This window comes from Rhodococcus sp. NPDC003382 (assembly GCF_053589135.1).
Genome location: NZ_JBSFRH010000033.1, coordinates 17,993 through 29,251, shown reverse-complemented (window position 1 = coordinate 29,251; position 11,259 = coordinate 17,993). Strand labels below are relative to the sequence as shown.

The 11,259-nt window shown below is 68.4% G+C and carries 8 protein-coding genes and 1 tRNA gene; 7 read left to right on the top strand and 2 right to left on the bottom strand.

Going from position 1 to position 11,259, the window contains the following annotated elements:
- Positions 1-17 precede the first annotated feature (17 nt).
- Positions 18-112: transfer RNA gene (locus ACWDUD_RS21050), tRNA-Sec, on the bottom strand.
- Positions 113-170: 58 nt separating this feature from the next.
- Here ACWDUD_RS21050 and selD point away from each other — a divergent pair.
- The 4 genes from selD (at position 171) to nrfD (ending at position 6,526) form a co-directional block, all read left to right on the top strand.
- Complete coding sequence (gene selD / locus ACWDUD_RS21045) at positions 171-1,193, top strand: selenide, water dikinase SelD (protein WP_197252227.1); 1,023 nt, start codon at positions 171-173, stop codon at positions 1,191-1,193.
- A gap of 100 nt (positions 1,194-1,293) precedes the next feature.
- Complete coding sequence (gene fdh / locus ACWDUD_RS21040; protein WP_450110534.1) at positions 1,294-4,599, top strand: formate dehydrogenase; 3,306 nt, start codon at positions 1,294-1,296, stop codon at positions 4,597-4,599.
- Entirely contained in the window at positions 4,596-5,510 is a 915-nt protein-coding gene (locus ACWDUD_RS21035; protein WP_197252230.1) for a 4Fe-4S dicluster domain-containing protein, read from the top strand. The genes fdh and ACWDUD_RS21035 overlap by 4 nt, the downstream gene beginning before the upstream one ends.
- On the top strand, positions 5,507-6,526 hold the full coding sequence (gene nrfD / locus ACWDUD_RS21030) for an NrfD/PsrC family molybdoenzyme membrane anchor subunit (RefSeq protein WP_450110533.1): 1,020 nt from the start codon (positions 5,507-5,509) through the stop codon (positions 6,524-6,526). Before ACWDUD_RS21035 ends, nrfD begins: the two co-directional genes overlap by 4 nt.
- 4 nt (positions 6,527-6,530) lie before the next feature.
- Here the strand turns inward: nrfD and ACWDUD_RS21025 are convergent, their stop codons facing one another.
- Positions 6,531-7,571 (bottom strand): sigma-70 family RNA polymerase sigma factor, encoded by a 1,041-nt coding sequence (locus tag ACWDUD_RS21025; protein WP_450110532.1) that lies wholly within the window; start codon positions 7,569-7,571, stop codon positions 6,531-6,533.
- A 253-nt stretch (positions 7,572-7,824) separates the two neighbouring features.
- Between ACWDUD_RS21025 and ACWDUD_RS21020 the strand changes: the two genes are divergently transcribed.
- The 3 genes from ACWDUD_RS21020 (at position 7,825) to ACWDUD_RS21010 (ending at position 11,257) form a co-directional block, all read left to right on the top strand.
- Positions 7,825-9,159 (top strand): ABC1 kinase family protein, encoded by a 1,335-nt coding sequence (locus ACWDUD_RS21020; protein ID WP_450110563.1) that lies wholly within the window; start codon positions 7,825-7,827, stop codon positions 9,157-9,159.
- Positions 9,160-9,252: 93 nt separating this feature from the next.
- Entirely contained in the window at positions 9,253-10,062 is an 810-nt protein-coding gene (locus ACWDUD_RS21015) for a crotonase/enoyl-CoA hydratase family protein (protein WP_450110531.1), read from the top strand.
- Between the two features lie 37 nt (positions 10,063-10,099).
- Entirely contained in the window at positions 10,100-11,257 is a 1,158-nt protein-coding gene (locus ACWDUD_RS21010; protein ID WP_197252234.1) for an acyl-CoA dehydrogenase family protein, read from the top strand.
- Positions 11,258-11,259 lie beyond the last annotated feature (2 nt).

The following is an 11,259-nucleotide window of genomic DNA, read 5'->3' as shown; positions in this document are numbered from 1 at the left end:
CCCCGGAGTGACCGATCTGGCGGAGGCGGACGGGAATCGAACCCGCCTGACCCAGATGCTGGGCCACAACGGTTTTGAAGACCGCGTCCGTCACCAGACGAGAACCGCCTCCGCGCCCACCTTAACCGGAAGTCACGCCCGAGGTCGCGGCTCGGCCGTATGTTGGCGCCATGACCGCACACGTCGATCAGCCCGGTCGCGCCTACCGGCTCACCCAGTACGCGGCCGGTGGCGGCTGCGCCTGCAAGGTCCCGCCCGGCGAGCTCGAACGCGTGCTCGGCGGCCTGCCGGGAGGCCGCGCGGCGGGGGAGCTGCTGGTCGGTGTGGAGAACGGTGACGACGGTGCCGCGGTCCGGATCGACTCGGCGCCCGACGGGAGCGGCCGGGCTCTGATCGTGACCGCCGACTTCTTCACCCCGGTCGTCGACGACCCCTACGACTGGGGGCGGATCGCCGCCACCAATGCGATGTCCGACGTCTACGCGATGGGCGGCACGCCCGTGGTTGCCGTGAACCTGCTCGGCTGGCCGCGGGAGATCATCCCGTTCGAGCTGGCCGCCGAGGTGATGCGGGGCGGTGCCGACGTATGCGCCGAGGCCGGTGCCTACCTCGCCGGCGGGCACAGTATCGACGACCGGGAGCCGAAGTACGGGCTCGCAGTTACCGGGCTCGGAGATCCGGATCGATTGCTGCGCAACGACTCTGCCGAACCCGGCCTACCGCTCACCCTCACCAAGCCTCTCGGTCTCGGCATCCTCAACAATCGCCACAAGTCGACCGGCGAGCGGTTCGAGGAGGCGATCGCGGTGATGACGACCCTCAACCGTGACGCGGCGCGGCTCGCCCACGAAGCAGGGGTCCGTGCCGCCACCGACGTGACGGGATTCGGTCTGCTCGGGCACCTGATGAAGATGATGCGGGCCAGCGGGACGACTGCGGTGATCGACGCCGCGAGAGTGCCCTATGTCGGCGGGGCGAGGGAATCGCTTGCCGAGGGGTTCGTGCCGGGCGGGAGCCGGCGCAACCTCGAGTGGGTCCGCGACCACGTGGAGTCCGCGGTGGACGACGACGAGCTGCTTCTGCTCGCCGACGCACAGACGTCCGGCGGCCTCCTGGTCGTAGGGGAGTTGCCGGGCCACCCGGTGATCGGCGAGGTGGTTCCGGCGGCGGCGCACGCGATTCGGGTGCGCTGAGACCGTGCATGCCGGTGGACGACCCGAACGGCCTGACCTAGGCTCGAAACACGCGGCACGACGCTGTGCCGGCGGGCGGCACCGCACACCTGGAGGCCCGATGGCGGAGAAGAGATCCTCCCTGCCCTGGCCCGTGCTGCGCCAACTCGTCGGCAAGGATCCGCTCGGGCGCGGGAAGGCAGTCCGCTCCCGGCGTACCGACGCAGTCGAACCGCGTACCTCGACCGCCGATCGGGTCGCGCGCAGTGTGTGTCCCTACTGTGCCGTCGGATGTGGACAGCGGATCTTCGTCAAGGACGAGCGGATCGTCCAAATCGAGGGGGACCCAGACAGCCCGGTCAACCGCGGTCGGCTCTGCCCCAAGGGCTCGGCGAGCAAGAATCTCGTCACCAGCGATCTGCGCGAGACCCGGGTCCGGTATCGGCGCCCCTACGGCACCGAATGGGAGGACCTCGACCTCGATACCGCCATGGAGATGGTCGTCGACCGCGTGCTGCGGACCCGGCGCGATACCTGGCAGGAACTCGACGAGAAGGGCCGCCGTGTCCGGCGCACGATGGGCATCGCCAGTCTCGGCGGCGCGACGCTGGACAACGAGGAGAACTACCTCATCAAGAAGCTGTTCACGGCGATGGGGGCGGTCCAGATCGAGAACCAGGCCCGCATATGACACTCCGCCACCGTCCCCGGTCTGGGGACCAGCTTCGGGCGCGGCGGCGCCACCGGTTACACAGCCGACCTGGCCAACGCTGACTGCATCGTCATCCAGGGCTCCAACATGGCCGAGGCCCACCCGGTGGGCTTCCAGTGGGTCGTGGAGGCCCAGAAGCGTGGCGCACGCGTCATCCACGTGGATCCCCGATTCACCCGCACCAGCGCTGTCGCGGACAAACACGTGCCCATCCGGGTCGGCAGCGACATCGCTTTCCTCGGCGGCATCGTCAACTACGTGCTGAGCAACGAGCTGGACTTCCGCGAGTACGTCGTCAACTACACCAACGCCCCTGTGCTCGTCAGCGACAAGTTCGTTGACACCGACGACCTCGACGGGCTCTTCTCGGGCTTCGACCCCAAGTCCCGGACGTACGATCCGACCAGCTGGCAGTACGACGTGGAGGACGAGCCGGGCGATCTGCACCGGTCCCAGGCCGCGGACTCCGCGGAGCACGCGAAGCATCGGGATACCGCCGCGGGTCTGCAGCACGAGGCGCACGGCATCCCGATCGCCGGGCATCCCAGGCGCGACGAGACCCTGCAGCACCCGCGCTGCGTCTACCAGGTGCTCAAACGGCACTTCGCCCGCTACACCCCCGAGGTGGTCGAGCAGGTGTGCGGCGTCTCGCAGGAGGATTTCCTCGACGTCTGCCGAGCGTGGACGGAGAACTCCGGGCGGGAGCGGACGACCGCCCTCGTCTACAGCGTGGGCTGGACCCAGCACAGCGTGGGCGTGCAGTACATCCGCACCGGCGCGATCCTGCAGCTGCTGCTGGGCAACATGGGCCGCCCCGGTGGGGGCATCATGGCCCTCCGCGGGCACGCCAGCATCCAGGGCTCCACCGACATCCCGACCTTGTTCAACCTCCTCCCCGGCTACCTGCCGATGCCCGACGCCGACCGGCACCGGTCGCTGTCGGACTGGATCGACAGCGTCCGCAACCCCGGCAGCAAGGGCTTCTGGTCGAAGGCCGATGCGTATGCCGTCAGCCTGCTCGCGGCCTACTGGGGCGACGCTGCCACCGCGGACAACGACTTCTGCTTCGACTACCTGCCCAGGATCACCGGAGACCACGGCACCTACCGCACGGTGCTCGACATGATCGACGGAAAGGTCAAGGGCTACTTCCTCCTCGGCCAGAACCCCGCCGTGGGATCCGCCCACGGCCGGGCGCAGCGGCTCGGGATGGCGAACCTCGACTGGCTCGTGGTGCGCGACCTGTTCGAGATCGAGAGCGCGAGCTTCTGGAAGGACTCACCGGAGGTCGAGACCGGTGAGATCGTGCCCGAGGAGTGCGGCACCGAGGTGTTCCTGTTCCCCGCCGCCGCCTATACGGAGAAGGAAGGCACCTTCACGCAGACCCAGCGGATGCTGCAGTGGCGTGAGAAGGCGGTCGAGCCGCCGGAGGACTGCCGCTCGGAGTTGTGGTTCTTCTACCATCTCGGGCGCATGATGCGGGCGCGGCTGGCCGGGTCGACCGACGAGCGCGACCGCCCACTGCTCGACCTGGCATGGGATTACCCCGTGCACGGCACGCACGACGAGCCCAGCGCCGAGGCGGTGCTGATGGAGATCAACGGTTACGACGTGGCGACGCGCCGGCCGCTGTCGTCGTTTACCGAGATGAAGGCGGACGGCTCCACACTTGGTGGCTGCTGGATCTACACCGGTGTGTTCGCCGACGGCGTCAACCAGGCAAACCGCCGAAAATCACGCCACGATCAGTCTTTCGTTGCGCCGGAGTGGGGTTGGGCGTGGCCGTTGAACCGTCGCATCCTCTACAACCGGGCTTCCGCCGACCCCGAGGGCAGGCCGTGGAGCGAACGCAAGGCCTACGTGTGGTGGGACGCCGACACCGGCCGGTGGACCGGCGAGGACGTGCCGGACTTCGAGAAGACCAAGCCACCGAGTTACCGGTCGCCGGTCGGTGCCCAGGGCGTCGAGGCGATCGAGGGCAACGATCCGTTCATCATGCAGGGCGACGGCAAGGGTGCCCTGTACGCGCCGCAGGGACTCGTCGACGGCCCGATGCCGACCCACTACGAACCGGTCGAATCGCCGTTCCGGAACCTGCTCTACGGGCAGCAGGCCAATCCGACGCGCGTGGAATACCGCCGCGACGACAACCGGATGAATCCCGCGCCGCCGGAGGAACACGTCGACGTCTTCCCGTTCGTGTTCACGACCAGCCGGCTCACCGAGCACCACACGGCGGGCGCGATGAGCCGCTATCTCGAGCACCTCGCCGAACTGCAACCGGAGATGTTCGTGGAGGTCTCGCCCGTTCTGGCGGCCGAGCGCGGACTCGAGCACATGGGCTGGTGCCACGTGGTCACCGCCCGCTCGGTGGTCGAGGGCCGGGTGCTGGTGACCGACCGGTTGCGTCCGCTGAAGGTCGAGGGCAGGACCGTCCACCAGATCTGGCTGCCGTATCACTGGGGCGCAGGCGGCAAGGTGAAGGGCGATTCGGCGAACGACCTGTTCGGGATCACGTTGGACCCCAACGTGCTCATCCAGGAGACCAAGGTCGGTACCTGCGACGTCCGCGCCGGACGTCGGCCGACCGGCGCGGCGCTGCGCAAGTACGTCGAGGGGTACGCGCGCCGGGCCGGGGTAACCGGCACCTACCCGCCCATCGTCACCGTCACCGGCACGGACGGCGCATCCACCCCCGAGGAGGACGACGAGTGATCGGCCGCAACAGTTTCTTCGGACCGCTCGACCCCGCACCCGACGCCGGTTACGAGGATTCGCCGGCGCGGAAGGGTTTCTTCACCGACACCAGCGTGTGTATCGGCTGCAAGGCGTGTGAGGTCGCCTGCAAGGAGTGGAACGACGTCCCCGAGAACGTGTTCGCGATGCTGGGCACGTCCTACGACAACAGCCATTCGCTCAACGCCAACCAGTGGCGTCACGTCGCGTTCATCGAGCGACCGGCGCAGAAGCGGGAACCGGTTTCTCTGGGCATGCCCACCGTCGGAGCCGCGCCCGGTGACCGACCGGACGAGGAGAAACCCGACTTCCGGTGGCTGATGTCCTCGGACGTGTGCAAGCACTGCACCCACGCCGCCTGCCTCGACGTCTGCCCGACCGGTTCCCTGTTCCGCAGCGAATTCGGCACCGTGGTCGTGCAGGACGACATCTGCAACGGCTGCGGCTACTGCGTCGCCGCCTGCCCGTACGGCGTCATCGACCGCCGCAAGGGACCGGAGGGGAACCCGAAAGTCGGTATCGCCCAGAAGTGCACACTCTGCTACGACCGGCTCACCGACGGGCAGACCCCCTCGTGCGCGCAGGCATGCCCCACACAGTCGATCCAGTTCGGCGACGTCGAGGAGTTGCGCGCGCGGGCCGAGGAACGGCTGGCGTCGTTGCACGAGCGAGGCGTCACGGACGCCCGGCTCTACGGCAACGACCCCGAGGACGGGGTCGGCGGAACCGGTGCCTTCTTCCTGCTCCTCGACGAGCCCGAGGTCTACGGTCTGCCTCCGGACCCGGTGGTGACCACCAAGGACCTGCCGGAGATGTGGACCCGGGCCGCCGTCGCGGCGGTCGCGATGCTGACTGGCGCGGCCGTGTCGTTCCTGAGGAGGCGCGGGTGACGCAGACGCAGCACGGCGGCAGCCCAGGCAACCCACGCCGATCGGGAGCCGGAGGCGGCGGCGACCGGGTGATGGTGCCGGAAGCCGCCTTCGAGTCCTACTACGGGCGGCAGGTCGTGAAGCCGGCGCCCTGGGAACACGACATCGCCGTCTACCTGTTCTCCGGAGGCGTGGCGGCCGGGAGTTCGCTGCTGGCCGCGGGCGCGGATCTCACCGGCCGCCCTGCGCTGCGCCGGGTCGCCCGGTTCGGTTCGCTCGCCTCCCTGCTCGTCAGCATCGTCGCCCTCGTTCGCGACCTGGGCAAACCGGCTCGTTTCCTCAACATGCTGCGGGTGGCCAAGCCGACCTCGCCGATGTCGGTGGGCACCTGGATCCTGTCTCTGCACGGTCCGTTCGCCGGTATCGCTGCCGCGGCGGAACTGGCCGCAGTGCTGCCCACCCGGTGGAAGCGGGGGCCGGTCCGGCTTCTGCTCGCCCTCGGCCGGCCCGCCGGGATCGTGGGGGCCGTGACCGCGCCGCCCGTGGCCGCCTACACCGCGGTACTTCTTTCCGACACTGCTACTCCTGCATGGCATTCCGCTTACAAAGAGCTGCCGTTCGTCTTCTGCGGATCGGCTGCCGCAGCGTCCGGCGGTCTCGGTCTTCTGGGTGCACCGGTCGCCGAAGCCGGGCCTGCACGCGCCTTCGCCGTCGGCGGCGCGCTCGTCGAACTGGCGACGGAGCACCGGATGGAGCGGTCGATGGGACTTGCGGCCGAGACGCTTCACCGGGGGAGGGCAGGACGGCTGATGGGGGCCGCCAAGGCCCTTACTGCGGCAGGGGCCGTGGGTTCCCTTGCCGGACACCGCATTCGGGTGCTCTCGATGGTCTCCGGTGCCGCGCTCATGGCTGGCTCGCTGTGTACACGACTCGGCGTCTACGAGGCCGGCATCGCCTCGGCGAAGGATCCGAAGTACACCGTCGTGCCCCAACGGGAGCGGGTCGACCGCGGGGAACCGGTGCGCTACCGGGGCTGAGGTATCAGTCGCGTGCCGGCGGCGTCGGCGGCAGCCCGAACTTCTCGAACAGATCGACGTCGAAGAACACGGTCACGTGCACGACCCGGCCGTCGACGATGTCGAGGACCTGTAACTGGAACGGACGGTGCTGTCCGTCCTCGCCGCGCATGTACAACCCGAGCGCCGGCTGCCCGTTCGCGACCGTCGGGATCAGGATCTGGTCGCCGGGACCCTCCGCCGGGCAGTTGACCCGGATCAACGTGCCGATGTTCTCCGCACCCTGATACCAGCCCTCGAACGGCGGCATCTCCCAGACCGCCTGCTCGGTGAGCATCCGGACGATCGAGTCGATGTCGTAGTTCTCGAAACCGTCCACCCAACGCTGGACCAGTTCACGGGTCTCGGCACTGTCCGGTTCGGCGAGTTCGTCCCGCCTGACCTCGGCTTCGTTGAGTTGTGCGCGCGCACGCTGCAGCAGGCTGTTGACCGCCGCGGTCGTCGTACCGAGCGCTGCGGCGACCTCGGACGCCCGCCACTGCAGCACCTCCCGCAGCAGCAACACCGCACGTTGCCGCGCCGACAGGTGCTGCAGCGCGGCGATGAACGCCAGCCGGATCGAATCCCGCGACGTGACGATCACGGCCGGATCGGACGGGTCGTCGGAGTGGCCGTCGTCGGTGAAGGTGCCCGGTATCGGTTCGAGCCACGGCACCTCGGGGCGCTGGACGAGATCCTCCGTGGGATCCGAGCTGGGTGCACCCAGGCCGGTGGGCAGCGGACGACGTGAGCGGCCTTCGAGCGCCGTGAGGCAGACGTTGGTCGCGATCCGGTGCAGCCACGTCCGCAGGGACGCCCGCTCCCCGAAGTTCTCGTACCCGCGCCACGCGCGCAGATAGGTCTCCTGCACGAGGTCCTCGGCGTCGTGGATCGACCCGCTCATCCGATAGCAGTGCGCCAGCAGCTCCCGGCGATACGGATCCGCGCGGCTCATGAAGTCGGTCTCGTCGGCACCGTCCACCGACTCCGGAATGTCCTGTACTACGTCGAGCGCCTGTTCGGTCATGGCCCCTGCCCGCCTCGGTCGACACGAATGTTCTCGGCTACCCGACCGAGGGTAGTCGGCGGCACCGACAGAAACAGCCTCTCGAAGTATCTGTGCACGCCGGGTACCGTCGCACCTTGCGCAGGACTACGAAGACGCCGGCGCCGGACACGAGGGGGATTTCGTGCACGTTGCAGCGCACGTCGGTGACGGGCAGCAGCATCCCGTCGGCCCGTACGCGGGCGGACCGCCGCCCGAGGCACTGCAGGTGGCCATGCCGCCGCTCGACAGGTTCGGCCCGGCCGAACTCGGCCGCGCGGTCGTCGTCGCCGTCGTCATCGTCGTCGCCGTGCTGACGAAGGTGCTGGCCTGGCCGCTGCGGCCGGACGGTCGCGGGATCGTCGACGCGGCCGCCGAGGGTGTCGTCGACGCGTTCGAGACACTCGGGCCGACGTTCGTGAAGCTCGGTCAGCTCGTCGCGTCGTCGTCGGGCCTGTTCCCCAAGCCCCTCGCCGACGCGTGCCTGCGTTGCCTCGACGACGTTCCGCCCGTCCCGGCCGCGAAAGCTCGCGCGGTGCTCGAGGAGGATCTCGGGCACCGCATCGACGAGTTGTTCGCCGAGTTCGACGACACCCCGCTCGCCGCGGCCTCGGTCGCGCAGGTGCACGCGTGTGTGTTGCGGGACGGGCGCCACGCGGTGGTGAAGATCCAGCGGCCGGGCATCCGTCACCGCATGCTCGTCGATCTGCGCGCCGCGTACGCCGGTGCGCGGCTGTTGCAGGTGTTCGAGTTCTTCCGGATCGCGAATGCACCGGCGATCATCCGGGACCTCTACTCCGCGACCATGACCGAACTGAACAGTGCCGTCGAAGCGGACCGGCAGTCGCGGTTCCGGGACCGGATCGGCGCGTTCGGGGACAACAAGGGTGTCACCACCCCCGAGGTGTACTGGGACTACTGCGGTCCGCGGGTGATCTGCATGGAACGCCTGTACGGGATCCCGATGGACCGCGTCGCCGCCGATCCGGACAGTGGCGTCGACACGCGGCTGCTGATCCGGCGCGGGGTCAAGGTGTGGATCGAATCGGTCGTGCTGCACGGCCCGTTCCACGGCGACGTCCACGCCGGAAACCTGTGGCTGCTCGACGACGGCCGGCTCGCGCTCCTCGATTTCGGGATCGTCGGTGAGCTGCCCGAGCCCTGGCGGGTGATCCTCCGGGATCTGTTCCATGCCACCGCCGTCGACGGCGATTTCGCCGGCGTGGCGCGCGGGATCCGCGAACTCGGTTACGGAACCGGGACGGATCTCGACGACGAGACGCTGGGGTTGGAGGTCGCCGAGGCGCTCGCACCGCTCCTGGGGCGGGAGCTGGGGGAACTGCGGCTGAGCGACCTGATCATGGCGTTGATCCGGCTCGGCAAACGGTGGGGTGTCGCGAGCCCGGAGGAAATGGTGCTGTTCGGCAAGCAGCTCGGGTACTTCGAGCGTTATGCGCGGGCGCTGGCGCCGGGCTGGGTACTCGGCCAGGACCTGTACCTGTTCCGCAACATCTTCCCGCAGGACGTTGCGATAGGCGCGGCCGAATCGGGCATTAGCCTGCCCGACTGATCAACAACGCTCGCGGCTCTTTACAGGTCGCGCCGGCTACCCTAATTTTAACGATCGTTCGACTCAAACTTTTCGGGAAGGGATCTCCTCGCCATGAGCACCGCGAACGACGTCGTACTCAGCACCCGCAAAGGCAACGTCGTCACCTGGACGATCAACCTCCCGGACCTGCGCAATCCCATCTCCGGTGACGACGTCGTCGAACGCCTCGTCGAACTCGTCGACGAGGCGAACGCCGACATCGAGACCCGCGTCGTGATCCTGACCGGCGCCGGCAGCGCGTTCTCCGCCGGCGGCAACGTCAAGGACATGGTCGACCGCACCGGTATGTTCGCCGGCGCGCCGCACGCGCTGCGCGAGGGCTACCGCCGCGGCATCCAGCGCCTGCCGAAGGCCATCTACCACTGCGAGGTCCCGATCATCGCGGCTGTCAACGGCCCCGCGGTCGGAGCCGGTTGCGACCTGGCGATGATGTGCGACATGCGGATTGCGTCGAACACCGCGTTCTTCGCCGAGAGTTTCGTCAAGCTCGGCATCATCCCCGGTGACGGCGGCGCCTGGCTGCTGCCGCGCGCGATCGGTGCGGCCCGGGCGGCCGAGATGGCGTTCACCGGGGACCGCGTCGACGCGGCCACCGCCCTCGACTGGGGCATGGTTTCGCGTGTCGTCGAGCCGGAGAACCTGCTCGACGCCGCCCACGAACTCGCCGAGCGTGTCGCCGTCAACCCGCCGAACGCCCTGCGTATGACCAAGAAGCTTCTGCGTGAAGGCCAGCGCGTCGACCTCGACACGCTGCTCGAGCTCTCCGCCTCGCTGCAGGCACTGTCCCACCACACCGCCGATCACCGGGAAGCGTTGTCCGCCTTCCTCGAACGCCGCACCGGGAACTTCACCGGCGAGTGACCCCGGCACCGCCCACACTTTCGACAAGGACGATCACATGAAGCGCACAATCCTCACCGAAGAGCACGAACAGTTCCGGAAGATGGTGCGCGACTTCATCGAACGCGAAGTCGCACCGCACCGCGAGGAATGGGACGAGATCGGCCACCCGCCCCGCGAATTCTTCAAGCGCCTCGGCGAACTCGGCATCCTCGGCATCCAGGTCCCCGAAGAATTCGGTGGCGGCGGCGAATCCAGCTTCGTCTACAACACCATCGTGTTCGAGGAGGTCGCGCGCGCGGGAGTCTCCTTCGGCGGCTACACCGTTCACGCCTGCCTGATCCTGCCGTACCTGCTCGAATACGCCACCGAGGAGCAGAAGAAGCGCTGGCTGCCCGGCTTCGCGGACGGCTCGATCATGACCGCCATCGCGATGACCGAACCCGGCACCGGCTCCGACCTGGCGAACATCGCGACCACCGCGAAGCTGTCCGAGGACGGCAGCCACTACATCATCAACGGCGCCAAGACGTTCATCACCGGCGGCGCCACCGCCGACCTGATCCTCACCGTGTGCCGCACCTCGCCGTTCGACCCCGAGAACCGGCGCGGCGGCCTCTCCATCATCGCGGTTCCGACTGCGAACGAAGGCTTTTCGGTCGGACGCAAGCTCAACAAGATCGGGCTGCACCAGCAGGACACCGCCGAGCTGTCGTACAACGACGTCAAGGTTCCTGTCGAGAACCTCCTCGGCGAGGAGGGCAAGGGCTTCTCGTACCTGACCCACAACCTGCCGCAGGAACGCCTGAGCATCGCCCTGAACCAGGTCGGGTTCGCCGAGGCCGCGATCGCGCACGCGATCGCCTACACCTCGGACCGCAAGGTGTTCGGCAAGCCCGTCGCCGCGTTCCAGAACACCAAGTTCGTTCTCGCCGAGTGCTCGGCCGAGACCCAGATGGCCCGCGTCTACGTCGACCACTGCCTCGAACTGCTCGACCGCAAGGAGCTGACGGTCGCCGACGCGGCGCGCGCGAAGCTCGTGTGCACCGAGATCGCCGGGCGGGTCATCGACAAGTGCCTGCAGCTGCACGGCGGATACGGCTACATCACCGAGTACCCCATCGCCCGCCTGTACGCGGACACCCGCGTCACCCGCATCTACGGCGGCACCAGCGAGGTCATGAAGACGATCATCTCCAAGGATCTGGGGCTGTAGGA

Bases quoted from the DNA above. Each gene is read 5' to 3' on its own strand.
- selD (WP_197252227.1), top strand. From the start codon at position 171: ATGACCGCACACGTCGATCAGCCCGGTCGCGCCTACCGGCTCACCCAG.
- ACWDUD_RS21025 (WP_450110532.1), bottom strand. From the start codon at position 7,571: ATGACCGAACAGGCGCTCGACGTAGTACAGGACATTCCGGAGTCGGTG.
- ACWDUD_RS21020 (WP_450110563.1), top strand. From the start codon at position 7,825: ATGCCGCCGCTCGACAGGTTCGGCCCGGCCGAACTCGGCCGCGCGGTC.
- ACWDUD_RS21015 (WP_450110531.1), top strand. From the start codon at position 9,253: ATGAGCACCGCGAACGACGTCGTACTCAGCACCCGCAAAGGCAACGTC.
- ACWDUD_RS21010 (WP_197252234.1), top strand. From the start codon at position 10,100: ATGAAGCGCACAATCCTCACCGAAGAGCACGAACAGTTCCGGAAGATG.